Raw genomic sequence first — 13,574 nt, forward strand, 5'->3', positions numbered from 1 at the left:
CCTCCGGCGCAGCCGGAAGCCTGCACCATGTCATAAAACTGTAACGGAACGGTCAAGGACAGGCAACGCGCGTCGTGATCCGACCTTCGCTTAATGTCAGCGAGCGGCGCGCCGCGATACGGCGGTCGACATCGCCACGCACCGACCTAGCGCTTTGCGATGGCTGAGATGAACAGGTCGAGCACCGCTTCCGCCATCCGCTCGATCTTGCCCTGCTCGACGCCCCAGCGCGGACAATCCCTCTGCCTCGAGTTGCAGCGCAGCATCAATCAGGACACGGTACCTTATTGGGGCAGGAACCCGAGCCGCTTGGCGATGATGCGATCGAGCGTCCGCTTCGGCAGCACGGCCGCGATCAGGTGGCGCATCGGGTCGGGCGTGATCTGGTAGCGCACCTTGGGGCTCGCCGCCGTCAGCGCCTCGAACACGACCTCGGCGATCCGCTCGGCCGGCAGGCCCTTGGCGCCGAGGTCCATCATGAAGGCCATGACCTTGTTCAGCGCCGGCAGGTAGGGCGAGTTCTGGTAGACGGAGAGATCGATCTGTTCGGCCTTGCTCCAGATCGGCGTCTTCACTGCGCCGGGAGCGACGATGATGACGTCGATGCCGAACAGCATCAATTCGCGGCGCAGGCTTTCCGCCAATCCCTCGATGGCATGCTTGGAGGCGGAATAGGGCGCTGACAGCGGATTGCCGTTCTTGCCCGCGACCGAGCTGATCATCACGATCCGCCCCTTCGGCCCCTTCAGCGAGGGATCGGCGCCGAGCAGCGGCCCGAACGCCTGGGTCGCGATGACGGGGCCGATGACGTTGATGTCCATCTGGCGGCGAAAATCGTCGGCCGACAATTCGAGCACGGGACCGGCGACCGCGACGCCCGCATTGTTGACGAGGCCGGCCAGCGTCTCCCCGCTCAGCGCCTCGCGGACCGTTCGCGCGGCGGCAAGGACGGCAGCCTCGTCGGTGACGTCGAACAAGAGCGGGGTAAAATTGGCGCCGAATTCGGCCCTCAGCCGGTCGGCGTCGGCCTGCTTGCGCACACTGCCGAAGACGCGATAGCCGCGCCCGGCCAGGAACTTTGCAGTGGCCCAGCCGATGCCGGTGGACGCACCGGTGACGACGACAGATCGCATGGTCCCCCTCCCTGGAGTTCCCCGCGATCATGCCTCGGATTTTCACCCGTGTCCCGGACAAGCGCAGCGAAGCGGAGCGCAGGGCCGGGACCCAGGAAGCCGCATGGACCCCGGATCAGCAGCGCAGCACCAACGTGCTGCGCTGCGTCCGGGGCACAAAGACTTAGTTCTTCGACTTGTCGACCAGCGCGCCCTTCTTGATCCAGGGCATCATGTCGCGCAGCTTGGCGCCGACTTCCTCGATCGGATGCTGAGCGAGCTTGGCGCGGGTCGCCTTGAACGAGGTCTGGTTGACCTTGTTCTCGAGCATCCAGTCGCGGGCAAACTTGCCGCCCTGGATGTCGGCCAGAACCTTGCGCATCTCCTTCTTGGTCTCATCGGTGATGATGCGCGGACCGGTGACGTACTCGCCATACTCGGCGGTGTTGGAGATCGAGTAGTTCATATTGGCGATGCCGCCTTCGTAGATCAGGTCGACGATCAGCTTCACCTCGTGCAGGCACTCGAAATAGGCCATCTCCGGGGCGTAGCCGGCTTCGACCAGCGTCTCATAGCCGCCCTTGATCAGCTCGACCAGGCCGCCGCAGAGCACCACCTGCTCGCCGAACAGGTCGGTCTCGCACTCTTCCTTGAAGGTGGTTTCGATGATGCCGGCGCGGCCGCCGCCGATGGCGGAGGCATAGGACAGGCCGAGGTCATGGGCGTTACCCGAGACGTCCTTGGCGATCGCGATCAGGCAGGGCACGCCGCCGCCGCGCTGATATTCCGAGCGCACGGTGTGGCCGGGGCCCTTCGGCGCGATCATCAGCACGTCGAGATCGGCGCGCGGATCGAGCAGGTTGAAATGGACGTTGAGGCCGTGCGCGAACACCAGGGCAGCGCCCTTCTTCATGTTGTCGTGCAGGTGCTCGCGGTAGATGTCGCCCTGGAGCTCGTCCGGAGTCAGCATCATGACGAGGTCGGCCCATTTGGCAGCTTCGGCGACTTCCATCACCTTGAAGCCGGCGTTCTCCGCCTTCTTGGCCGAAGCCGATCCCTTGCGCAGCGCGATGGCGACTTCCTTGACGCCGGAATCCTTCAGGTTGAGCGCATGGGCATGGCCCTGGCTGCCATAGCCGACGATGGCGACCTTCTTGCCCTTGATCAGGTTCAGGTCGGCGTCGCGATCGTAATAAACACGCATGGTCGTTTCCTCGTTCAGGGCCGAAAATCGGCCATTGGTCAGTGTCCGAAGGGTGAAATTTGCGGATTTCGGGGGCTGTCTAGAGCATTTTCAGCCCTGAGGGAAACCCGTTTCTGCATGGAAATCCGCGACATCATGCATCCATGAAAACGGGGTAGAGGGAGGCCAGCAGCAGGATCGCCATCAGGATATTGAAGGCGCGGACCAGCCGCTCCGAGGTCAGGACCGGCCGCAAGGCGGAGCCGAACAGGGCCCAGACCACGGTCGAGACGGTGCCGACGATCAGGCTGATCAGGGTCTGGATCGCGATATTGAGCGGGAATTGGGCGATCGCCGCATAGGCGGTGATGGTGCCGATGACGATCACCCAGCCCTTGGCATTGATCCATTGGAACATCGCCGCGCCCCAGAAGGTCATCGGGCCGCGGCCATCCCCTTCCCCCGGCTTGGCCGGGCCGGACATGGCGATCGCGACGGCAAGATAGATCAGGTAGGCGGCACCGGCATATTTCAGGATGGTCTGCAGGATCGGATAGGCCAGGAATACGGAGCCGAGCCCGAGGCCGACAGCTGCGACCATGAAGGCGAAGCCGAGAACGATGCCCACGATGTGGGGGATGGTGCGCCGGAAGCCGTAGGTCAGGCCCGAGGACAGCAGCATGATGTTGTTCGGCCCGGGCGTGAAATACATCACGACCATGAAGATGAGGAAGGCATAGAGCAGCGACTGGGACATGCTGACCTCACGCCGTCTTCGGCAACGGTTCTTCGGGTAGCGTATTGGGGCGCTTCGCCAGCACCATCACGGCGATACCGCCGATCACGGTCACCATGCCGGCAAGCCGCAAGGGTCCGAACCGCTCGCCGAAAACGATGCTGGAGGCCGCCGAGCCGACGAACGGGACCAGCAGCGCGAACGGCACCACTTGCGCGGCGGGATAGTCGCGCAGCAATCGGCCCCACAGCCAATAGGCGATGCTGGTGGAGATGCCGCCAAGCGCCAGCATGCAGAGCGCCGATGTCAGCGACATCCGGCTCAGCGAAGTCCAGGTCGGCGCCGGGCCGTCGGCGACTAGCGTCAGCACGAACAGCGGCACGGCCGAGGCGAGGCACAGCCACGCGAACAGGTCGAACATCGGCACGCCGCGGGCCCTGCGCAGCAGCAGATTGCCGACCGCGAAGCTGAGCGGCGAGATCATCAGCACCGCGAACGCAGCGACGCTGAAATCGTAGCCGACCGTGCCGCAGATCATCAGGAGGCCGATCGCGGCGATAGCGATGCCGAGCGTCTGCATCGGTGTCGGACGCTCGCCAAAGGCGATCGCGGCAAAACCGATCGTGAACAACGCCTGGCTCTGCACCACCACGCTGGTGAGCCCGACCGGCACGCCGTGAGCGATGCCATAGGCCTGGCTGAGGAACTGGCCGAGGAACAACGTGGAGCTGATCGCGATCAGCAGCGACCAAGCGATCTTGGGCTTGCGGATGAACAGGCACGGCACCGCTGCAATGGCGAAGCGCAGCGCCGTCATCAGCTCCGGCGACAGCTCGTCGAGCGCGAACCGGCTCGCCACGAAGGCAAGCCCCCAGATGATCGCCACCAGGACGGCGATGAGGATGTCGGCCGGCTTCATTCCAAACTCCCTAACCTCTCCCGCTTGCGGAAGAGGTCGCGCCGAAGGCGCAGGTGAGGGCTTTTTCCTCTGAGGGAGTCTTCGTTGCCGAAACACCCTCTCCCCAACCCTCCCCCGCTAGCGGGGGAGGGAGCGCAGCGACGTTGTCGTTGCAGCTTGCACTCACAGTTCTAGCCTTGCTCGCCGGCCTTTACGTGGAAGAATTGGGTTTGCGCAGCAGATACGTGCCGTGCATCGGTCCGTGGTAATCGGCCGAGACCAGCGTGAAGCCGACGTCGGTCAACATCCGCTCCATCACCCAGCCGAAGGTGGAATATTCGTCGCGCATATGCGTCACCACGCTTTCGCGTGCGAAATCGTGGTTCTTGATCTGGAAGTCGGCCCATTGCTCGACGTCGCGCTCGATCGCGTCGGGCATCGCGGTGTAGACGATGTCGCGAAGATAGAACGTCGCTCCCGGCTTGAGCGCGCGAAAAATCCGCGACATCGCCACTGCTTTCCAGAAATCCGGCAAATGATGCAGCGTGAACTCGCTGACGACGAGATCGTAGGATTCCGGCCGATAGGCAAAGCTGAGCAGGCCGGCTGATTGGGTGCGCACGGGCGCCTTGCGGTCGCGCGCGTAGATCTCGGCGAGCGCCAGCATCGCCGGCGAGATGTCGATGGCGTCGACCTCGGCACCCATCAGCGCCGCTTCGGTCGCCAGCACGCCGTTGCCGCAGCCGATGTCGGCGATGCGCCAGCCGCGCTGGACTCCCAGCATCTTCAGTGCGGCGCGCGCCCGCAGATCGGCATCTTCGTGGGCGTCGTAGATCGAGGCCACGGCAGGCCCGATCCCCATCCGGTTCCGCTCGTTGTAGTACCAGTCGCGCGCTAGCATGGCTCACATCCCTTCAGGCCCGCGGCCGATCGCGGCAACGCCGGTTCGCGACACCTCGACGAGGCCGAGCGGGCGCATCAGGTCGATAAACTGGTTGATCTTGTCCGTGTTGCCTGTGATCTCGAACACAAAGCTCTCGGTGGTGGCATCGATCACCCGGGCGCGGAAAGCATCCGCGAGCCGGAGCGCCTCGACGCGATGCTCGCCCTGCCCGCGCACCTTCACCATCGCGAGCTCGCGCTCGATCGAGCGCCGGGTCTGGGTCATGTCGACGACCTGATAGACCGGGATCATGCGGTCGAGCTGGTTCTTGATCTGCGCGATCACCATCGGCGTGCCGGTGGTGACGATGGTGATGCGCGACAGATGCTTCTGGGCCTCGGTCTCCGAGACCGTGAGACTTTCGATGTTGTAGCCGCGGCCCGAGAACAGGCCGATGACGCGCGCGAGCACGCCAGGCTCGTTCTGCACGAGCACGGCGAGCGTGTGCGTCTCGTTCGGATCGTGGCGCTCTTCGATGAAATAGGCGGATGCGGGCTGGTTCATTGTCGTCCCCTCAAATGTCGCTCGTCACACCAGCGCCTTGCCGCCGGCGAACGCCTTCGCGGTCGCCTCGTCATTGGCCTGCTCCGGCAACAGCATCTCGTTGTGCGCCTTGCCGGACGGAATCATCGGGAAGCAGTTTTCGAGCGCCGCGACGCGGCAGTCGAACAGCACCGGGCGCTTGACCGAGATCATCTCCTTGATGGCGCCGTCGAGATCGCCGGGCTTGTGCACCTGAAGGCCGACGGCGCCATAGGCTTCGGCGAGCTTGACGAAGTCCGGCAGCGCCTCCGAATAGGAATGCGACAGCCGGTTGCCGTGCAGCAGCTGCTGCCACTGCCGCACCATGCCCATGTACTGGTTGTTCAGGATGAAGATCTTGATCGGCAGCTCGTACTGCACCGCCGTCGACATCTCCTGCATCGTCATCTGCACCGAGGCATCGCCTGCGATGTCGATGACGAGACTGTCGGGATGGGCCACCTGCACGCCGACCGCGGCCGGCAGGCCGTAGCCCATGGTGCCGAGACCGCCCGACGTCATCCAGCGATGCGGCTCCTCGAAGCCGTAGAACTGCGCCGCCCACATCTGGTGCTGGCCGACCTCGGTGGTGATGTAGGTGTCCCGGCCGCGCGTGGCTTCGAACAGGCTCTGGATCGCATGCTGCGGCAGGATGACGTCGTTGCTCTTCTTGTAGTAGAGCGAGTTGCGGGCGCGCCATTGCGCGATCTGCTGCCACCAGCTCTTGATGTCCGGCTTCTTCGCCTCCGCCTTGAACACCTGCAGGATGTCGCCGAGGATGTTGGCGCAATCGCCGATGATCGGCACGTCGACGCGGATGTTCTTGTTGATCGAGGACGGGTCGATGTCGATGTGGATCTTCTTCGAATTGGGGGAGAACGCATCGACGCGGCCGGTGATGCGGTCGTCGAAGCGCGCGCCGACGCACAGCATGACGTCGCAATCATGCATCGTCATGTTGGCCTCGTAGGTGCCGTGCATGCCGAGCATGCCGAGCCAGTTCTTGCCCGACGCGGGATAGGCGCCGAGACCCATCAGCGTCGAGGTGATCGGGAAGCCGGTGACCTCGACCAGCTCGCGCAACAGCCTGGTCGCCTCGGGGCCGGAATTGATGACGCCGCCGCCGCTGTAGATCACCGGACGCTTGGCACCCGCCAGCAGCGCCACCGCCTTGCGGATCTGCGCCGCATCGCCCTTCACGCGCGGCGCGTAGGAACGGTGCACGTCGGACTTGCGCGGCGGATGATAGGTGCCGGTCGCGAACTGCACGTCCTTGGGGACGTCGACCAGCACCGGCCCGGGACGGCCGGAGGTCGCGACGTAGAAGGCCTCGTGCAGGACTTTCGCGAGATCGTTGACGTCGCGGACCAGCCAATTGTGCTTGGTGCAGGGGCGCGTGATGCCGACCGTGTCGCATTCCTGGAACGCGTCGTTGCCGATCAGATGCGTCGGCACCTGGCCCGAGATGCAGACCAGCGGGATCGAGTCCATCAGCGCATCGGTCAGCGGCGTCACCATGTTGGTGGCGCCGGGACCGGAGGTCACCAGCGCGACGCCCGGCTTGCCGGTCGAGCGGGCATAGCCCTCGGCGGCGTGGCCCGCACCCTGCTCGTGACGGACCAGGATGTGCTGGACTTCGCTCTGCTGGAAGATCTCGTCATAGATCGGAAGCACGGCGCCGCCGGGATAGCCGAAAATGTCGGTCACGCCGTGATCGATGAGGGCGCGCACGATCATCGCGGCGCCGGTCATCTGGTTCGGATCGTGGCTCTTGTCGCTCATTGGCTTGCTCCGGATGCGCTGTTGTCAGCGGCTTCGTTCGTGTCGGGTTCGGGAAATAAAAAAGGCCCCGAAGAGGGCCCATGCACACCGCCTGTCTTGTGGATGGCAGCTAGCCATCCCCGGCGGTGTGCCTGGGTACGACGGCGATAAGGAGTTTGGTAATAATGTTACGCATGGCAGGCGCTCGGCTTCCCAAAGGTTGCGCGAACATAGCGGCCAAAGCCTAGATGTCAAGGCAATGCGGCCGTCTCCGCGCGATTTAGGCAGTGTAGCGGTGTTCCCCGGGTTCGGCGAGAGGTAAATTGGGGAACCGGACGGAAAAGCGCGTCAGCCGCGGGCGCGGACCGCGTTGACGTTCGCAGCGCCCCATTCCCTCGCCTGCTCCGGCCTGACCCATTCGAACTCCGGCAATTGATGCCGAAACCAGGTGAATTGCCGCTTGGCATAGTGACGGGTGTCGGCGCGGCCGATGACGGCGGCCTGCTCCAGGCTGAGCTCACCGCGCAAGTGCCGGATCAGGGCGGGCACGCCATGCGCCTTCATCGCCGGCAGCAGCGGATCGAGCCGTCTGGCGGCAAGTCGCTCGACCTCCTCCAACGCGCCGGCGGCCAGCATGGCGTCGAAACGAGCGTCGATCCGTGCGTAGAGCGTGTCGCGCTCGGGTGCGAGAAACACCGCGCGAAAACTGTCCTTCGGCAGCAGCGGAGGCTGGCCTTCCCGGTGCCAGTCGAGCAGCGAGCGTCCGGTCGCCTCGACCACTTCGAGCGCACGCGCGATCCGGGTGCGATCGCGCAGGTTCAATCGCGCTGCGGCAAGCGGATCGCGACGCGCCAATTCCGCATGCAGCGCCTCCGCACCGGTCCGTTCCAGCCGCGCGCGCACGTCCTCGCGCACCTCGGCGGGAATTGGCGGCACCACGGAGAGCCCGGCGGTCAGCGCCTTGAAATAGAGTCCGGTGCCGCCGATGAAGATCGGCAGGCGGCCTTGCGCGCGCGCCTCGTCGAGCGCCTTTGCCGCGTCGGCCACCCAGGCGCCGGCCGAGAAATTCACGGCTGCATCGACATGGCCGTAGAGACGGTGCGGAACGCGGGCCTCCTCATCCTGTGTCGGCCGTGCCGTGATGATGCGCAGATCGCGGTAGACCTGCATGGAATCGGCATTGACGACGATACCGCCGCTGGCGAGCGCGAGCTCCAGCGCCAGCGCCGACTTGCCGCTGGCGGTCGGGCCTGCGATAAGCACGGCCTCGCCAACGGGCCTTCTGCCGACTTGCTCCTCGCTCACGAAAACCTCAAATGTCCCTCGTCGCCACGCTGATCTGCAACCCCGACAATCCCGCGCTCGATACGACCATCGTCGACGGCGCCCGCGCCGTGCTGCCGCAGGCCGCGCCCGCGCACTGGCTGTTCGACGGGGTCGCGGTCGATATCCCGTTCGGCGCCGACAGTCACCTCGAAGCCGACCGTCACGCCATCGAGCAGCGGCTGCGCGAGCTTCGCGGCGACCTGCCGATCGACATCGTCGTGCAGCCTGTCGGCTTCAGGCGCAAGAAGCTTTTTCTCGCCGACATGGATTCGACCATGATCGGGCAGGAATGCATCGACGAGCTCGCCGATCTGGTCGGGGTGAAGGCGCATGTGGCCGCCATCACCGAGCGCGCCATGCGCGGCGAGATCGAGTTCGAGCCGGCGCTGCGCGAGCGCGTCGCGCTGCTGAAGGACTTGCCCGCCAGCGCGGTCGACGAGGTGCTGGCCAAGCGGATCACGCTGACCCCGGGCGGCAGCACACTGGTCGCGACCATGCGGGCCCACGGCGCCTATACCTGCCTCGTCTCCGGCGGCTTCACGCTGTTCACGGCCGCGGTTGCCGCCAAGATCGGCTTTCAGGAAAACCGCGCCAACGAGCTCGTCGTGCGCGACGGCAAGTTCACCGGCGAGGTGAAGGAGCCGATCCTGGGGCGCGCGGCCAAGCTCGCCACGCTGGTCGACCTGATGGAATCGTTCGATCTCGACGACATCGACTCGGTCGTGGTCGGCGACGGCGCCAACGACCTCGCGATGATCCAGGCGGCGGGGCTCGGCGTCGCCTATCACGCCAAGCCGGCGGTGGCGGCGGCGGCAGCCGCGCGGATCGATCACGGCGATCTCACCGCGCTGCTCTATGCGCAGGGGTATAAGCGCGAGGAGTTCGTGGAGGTATAGTCTCTTGCCGCACGCTCAGCCGCCGTAGCTGTAGGGTGGGCAAAGCGAAGCGTGCCCACCAATTGTCCATGATAGCAAGAGAACGTGGGCACGGCGCAAGAGCGCCTTTGCCCACCCTACGAGACCGTACCTGCGGCTACTGCACGCTCAGCGCGACGAAGCGCAGCTCGCCCTCGGCATTGGAGACCAGCAGCAGCACCGACTTCTTGCCGTCCTTCTTGAGCTGATCGACCCGCTTCTGGATGTCGGCGCCGCTCGAGACCGCTTCCTGCGCGACCTCGACGATGACATCTCCGGCCGAGAGGCGCTTTTCCGCGGCGTCGGAATTGGCATCGACCGAGGTGACGACCACGCCCTTGACGCTCTCCTTGATCTTGTAGCGCGTGCGCAGATCCTTGTTCAGCGCGGCGAGATCGAGGCCGAGCGCCTTCTGCGTCACCGGCTTCTCGGGCGCCGGCTCGTCGGTCTTGACCGCGGCCTGCACCTTTTCGGGATCCTGCAGGCGGCCGAGCGTGACTTTCTTGGTCTGCTCCTGGCCCTTGCGGATGATGACGACGTCGACCTCCTTGCCGACCGCCGTATCGGCGACGACGCGCGAGAGATCCTTCGGATCTTTCACGTCCTTGCCGTCGAACCTGACGACGACGTCGCCGGGCTCGATGCCCGCGGGCTTGGCCGGGCCCTTGTCGTCGATGCCGGCGACCAGCGCGCCGCGCGCCGGCTTTATGTTGAGGCTCTCGGCGATCTCGTCGGTGACGCTCTGGATGCGCACGCCGAGCCAGCCGCGGCGCAACTCGCCGAACTGGCGCAGCTGATCGACGACGCCCACGACCGTCTTCGACGGCACGGCGAAGCCGATGCCGATCGAGCCGCCGGAGGGCGAGATGATCAGCGTGTTGACGCCGATGACGTCGCCGTCGAGATTGAACAGCGGACCGCCGGAATTGCCGCGGTTGATGGAGGCGTCGGTCTGGATGTAGCTGTCGTAGGGACCTGAGGAGATGTCGCGATTCTTCGCCGAAACGATGCCGGCGGTGACCGTGCCCCCGAGGCTGAAGGGATTGCCGATCGCGACCACCCAGTCGCCGAGGCGAAGCTTGTCGCTGTCGCCGAACTTCACCGCGACGAGAGGCTTCGGCGGCTTGATCTTGAGCACCGCAAGATCGGTCTTCTTGTCGACGCCGACCAGCTCGGCCTTGATCTTGGTGCCGTCGTTGAGAATGACGTGGATCTCGTCGGCATCCGCAATGACGTGATTGTTGGTGACGACGACGCCCGCCGTGTCGATGATGAAGCCGGATCCGAGCGAGTTGGTCTTCTTCGGAGCGCTGCCGCCGTCGCCGCCCTTGCTGCCGCCGCCGGGGCCCCTGCGGTTCTTGAAGAAATCGTCGAAGAACTCCTCGAAGGGCGAGCCGGGCGGCAATTGCGGCATGGTGTTGCTGCCGCCGCCGCTGCCCTTGGCTTCCACGGTCTGCGAGGTCGAGATGTTGACGACCGCGTCGATCACCTTCTCGGCGACGTCGGCGATGCCATCCGGTCCGCGCGCCTCGGCCGGTGTGCCGAACGCACTGAAAGCACTGACGACGAGCGCGGCCAGCCCTAAACGCAAGCGGGTCGGGGCAATGGTGGCAGCGGACATTGGTATCTCCAGAGAATAAGGATTCGGTCCAGACTGCGCTCGAACGGGGGGACGGCGCAAGCACGGAGCTTAACGGGCCTCAAGAGCCCGATAATACGGCGAAAACCGGTCTTTCGGCTTCACTTTGGCGTTGGTGCGCGGCCTAGACCGGCCGCCGCATAACCCAGATCAGGACCAGGCCGACCACGGCCGAGCCGATCCCGACCGCCCGCAGGATGTTGTCCGGCGTGGCGATGGCGCTCTTCATGGCCTTGCGCATCCAGTTTGGACTCGCCGCAAACATCAAGCCCTCCAGCACGAACAGGATGCCCAAGCCGATGAGGAAGTCGGCGAACGCAATGGACCTCATCGGATTGGAACCTCCCGTTGTGCTGTTCTTGTCTGGACGAGGGCGGCCGGACCTGCCGCCCCTGTCTCGCTTACGGCTTCGCCGGCGTATCGGTTGCCATCTTGCCGGACGGGTTGCTGAAGTACCGGAAGAAATCCGAGTCCGGCCGCAGCAGGAAGCGGGTATCGTTCGACTTCAGGCCGTTCTCATAGGCGGTCATCGAGCGGTAGAAGGCGAAGAAGTCGGCATCCTTGCTGTAGGCCTCCGCAAACAGGCGGTTGCGCTCGGCATCGCCCGCACCGCGGGTCTGCTCGGCCTGCGAGTTGGCTTCCGCGATGATCACGGTTGCCTCACGGTCGGCCTTGGAGCGGATCTCCTGCGCCTTCTGGCCGCCCTGCGCGCGGAACTCGGCCGCTTCGCGCTCGCGCTCGGTCTTCATGCGCTGATAGACCGCCTGGCTGTTCTGCTCCGGCAGGTCGGCGCGGCGGATCCGGACGTCGACGACCTCGATGCCGTAACCGTCGGCCTCGCGATCGAGCTGGTCGCGGATGCGCTGCATCAGCCTCTCGCGTTCGTCGCGCACCACGTTGATGAAGGTGACTTCGCCGAGCACGCGGCGCAGTGCCGCGTTGAGGAGCGTGGTGAGCTGGATGTTGGCAGCCTGGATCGAGCCGACGCTCTGATAGAAGCGCAGCGCGTCCTTGATGCGGTAGCGCGCGAATGCGTCGACCACGAGCCGCTTCTGATCGGACGCGATCGCTTCCTGCGAGGGGTTCTCCAGGTCGAGGATGCGCTTGTCGATGTTGATCACCGAATTCCACGGCGCCTTGAAGTGCAGGCCGGGCGCGGTGACGACGTCGACGGGGCGGCCGAACAGGAGCACGATGGTCTGCTCGGTCTGCTGCACCGTGAACAGCGACATGTAGCCGAGCACTGCGACGAGCAGGAGCGCGAGCAGGGTGACGAAACCCGTGACCGGAGACCTCATCGGTTGCCTCCGCTCGAGGGCTGCCCGGCGGTAGATGGCCGCTTGCTGGTCAATTCGCCCAGCGGCAGATAGGGCACGATGCCCTGGCCCGAATTGCCGCCGTCATAGACGAGCTTGTCCGCGCCGCCGAGCACGCGCTCCATCGTCTCCAGATAGATCCGTTCACGCGTCACGTCGGGCGCCTTCTTGTACTCGTCGTAAACCTTCAGGAAGCGCGCGCTCTGGCCCTTGGCCTCGGCGACCGCCTGCTCCTTGTAACCTTCGGCATCCTGCAGGATCTTGGCTGAGCGTCCACGCGCCTGCGGGATGACCTGATTGGCGTAGGTCTGCGCCTCGTTCTGCAACTGCTCCTGATTGGCGCGGGCCGCCTGGACGTCGCGGAAGGCGTCGATCACCTGCGCGGGCGGATCGACCTTCTGCATCTGCACCTGGGTGATGAGGATACCCGCTCCGTAGCTGTCCAGCGTCTTCTGGATCAGCTCGTGGACGCCCTGTTCGGTGACGTTGCGCGCGCCGGTCAGGATCGGCTGGATCTGCGACCGGCCGATCACCTCGCGCATCGCGCTCTCGGCGACCGCCTTCACGGTGCCCTCGGGGTTCTGGATGTTGAAGAGGAAATCACCGACGCCATCGGGCTTGATGCGCCAGAGTACGGTGAAGTCGACGTCGACGATGTTCTCGTCGCCGGTCAGCATCAGGCTCTCCTCGGGCACATCCCGAATGGAGCGGCCGCGCCGTGCCGGATCCTCGATCAGCGTCATGCCGATGGAGGTGGTGTTGACGCGCAGCGCCTTCGGCAGCAGCACGGTCTCGATCGGATAGGGCAGGTGATAGTTCAGGCCCGGTTGCACGGTGCGGACATGCTTGCCGAAGCGCAGCACGACGCCGAGTTCTTCGGACTGCACGCGGAAGAAGCCCGACAGCAGCCAGAACGCGATGATGAGCAGGACGATCAGCGTGATGCCGATGCCGGAGAAATAGCCGCCTGGCATGATCTGCTGGAGGCGGTCCTGGCCGCGCCGCAGAAGGTCTTCCAGATCCGGCGGCCTCGGCCCGACCGGTTGCGGACCGGAGCCCCATGGTCCCTTTGGACCCGAGCCCCATGGGCCACCGCCCTGATTCTTCCACGGCATTCGTCGCTCTCCTCGGCAGGGTGGAATTGCCCCCGCCCGCTTTGTCCGGTCCGGCTTTATAGGGGACAGGCAGGTCCCTTACAACGCGGCCCTGACCGTCTTCCGAGCT

At 65.2% G+C, this 13,574-nt stretch carries 13 protein-coding genes; 1 reads left to right on the forward strand and 12 read right to left on the reverse strand.

Annotation, left to right across the window (positions count from 1 at the left end; all coding sequences use genetic code 11):
• Nucleotides 1-284 precede the first annotated feature (284 nt).
• From DCM80_RS01440 to miaA, 8 genes are all read right to left on the reverse strand, one after another.
• Nucleotides 285-1,133: an SDR family oxidoreductase gene (locus tag DCM80_RS01440; protein WP_257195408.1), complete on the reverse strand. Its 849-nt coding sequence runs from the start codon at nt 1,131-1,133 to the stop codon at nt 285-287.
• Nucleotides 1,134-1,296: 163 nt separating this feature from the next.
• Entirely contained in the window at nt 1,297-2,316 is a 1,020-nt protein-coding gene (gene ilvC, locus DCM80_RS01445) for a ketol-acid reductoisomerase (RefSeq protein WP_257176015.1), read from the reverse strand.
• 133 nt (nt 2,317-2,449) lie between these two features.
• Nucleotides 2,450-3,052 (reverse strand): LysE family translocator, encoded by a 603-nt coding sequence (locus DCM80_RS01450; protein WP_257195409.1) that lies wholly within the window; start codon nt 3,050-3,052, stop codon nt 2,450-2,452.
• 7 nt (nt 3,053-3,059) lie between these two features.
• Nucleotides 3,060-3,950, reverse strand: a complete 891-nt coding sequence (locus DCM80_RS01455) for an EamA family transporter (RefSeq protein WP_257195410.1) — start codon at nt 3,948-3,950, stop codon at nt 3,060-3,062.
• Nucleotides 3,951-4,140: 190 nt separating this feature from the next.
• Nucleotides 4,141-4,830, reverse strand: coding sequence for a class I SAM-dependent methyltransferase (locus DCM80_RS01460; RefSeq protein ID WP_373569382.1), 690 nt, complete (start codon nt 4,828-4,830; stop codon nt 4,141-4,143).
• Nucleotides 4,831-4,833: 3 nt separating this feature from the next.
• Nucleotides 4,834-5,376, reverse strand: coding sequence for an acetolactate synthase small subunit (gene ilvN, locus DCM80_RS01465; RefSeq protein ID WP_028137987.1), 543 nt, complete (start codon nt 5,374-5,376; stop codon nt 4,834-4,836).
• Nucleotides 5,377-5,400: 24 nt separating this feature from the next.
• Complete coding sequence (locus tag DCM80_RS01470; RefSeq protein WP_257176019.1) at nt 5,401-7,176, reverse strand: acetolactate synthase 3 large subunit; 1,776 nt, start codon at nt 7,174-7,176, stop codon at nt 5,401-5,403.
• 327 nt (nt 7,177-7,503) lie between these two features.
• Nucleotides 7,504-8,460 carry a tRNA (adenosine(37)-N6)-dimethylallyltransferase MiaA gene (gene miaA / locus DCM80_RS01475; RefSeq protein ID WP_257195411.1) on the reverse strand — a complete coding sequence of 319 codons (957 nt, stop codon included), beginning with the start codon at nt 8,458-8,460 and terminating at the stop codon, nt 7,504-7,506.
• 11 nt (nt 8,461-8,471) lie between these two features.
• On the opposite strand from miaA, the gene serB reads away from it, so the two are divergent.
• Complete coding sequence (gene serB / locus DCM80_RS01480) at nt 8,472-9,377, forward strand: phosphoserine phosphatase SerB (protein WP_257195413.1); 906 nt, start codon at nt 8,472-8,474, stop codon at nt 9,375-9,377.
• A 136-nt stretch (nt 9,378-9,513) separates the two neighbouring features.
• Here the strand turns inward: serB and DCM80_RS01485 are convergent, their stop codons facing one another.
• From DCM80_RS01485 to hflK, 4 genes are all read right to left on the reverse strand, one after another.
• Nucleotides 9,514-11,016 carry a Do family serine endopeptidase gene (locus DCM80_RS01485; protein ID WP_257195415.1) on the reverse strand — a complete coding sequence of 501 codons (1,503 nt, stop codon included), beginning with the start codon at nt 11,014-11,016 and terminating at the stop codon, nt 9,514-9,516.
• Nucleotides 11,017-11,158: 142 nt separating this feature from the next.
• Entirely contained in the window at nt 11,159-11,365 is a 207-nt protein-coding gene (locus tag DCM80_RS01490; RefSeq protein ID WP_028137993.1) for a DUF2065 domain-containing protein, read from the reverse strand.
• A 70-nt stretch (nt 11,366-11,435) separates the two neighbouring features.
• The gene (hflC, locus tag DCM80_RS01495) at nt 11,436-12,332 is read right to left on the reverse strand and encodes a protease modulator HflC (RefSeq protein WP_257195416.1); all 897 of its coding nucleotides are present in this window, start codon (nt 12,330-12,332) and stop codon (nt 11,436-11,438) included.
• On the reverse strand, nt 12,329-13,465 hold the full coding sequence (gene hflK / locus DCM80_RS01500; protein ID WP_257195417.1) for an FtsH protease activity modulator HflK: 1,137 nt from the start codon (nt 13,463-13,465) through the stop codon (nt 12,329-12,331). The genes hflC and hflK overlap by 4 nt, the downstream gene beginning before the upstream one ends.
• Nucleotides 13,466-13,574 lie beyond the last annotated feature (109 nt).

It is taken from the genome of Bradyrhizobium sp. WBOS08 (assembly GCF_024585125.1).
GTDB lineage: Bacteria > Pseudomonadota > Alphaproteobacteria > Rhizobiales > Xanthobacteraceae > Bradyrhizobium > Bradyrhizobium japonicum_B.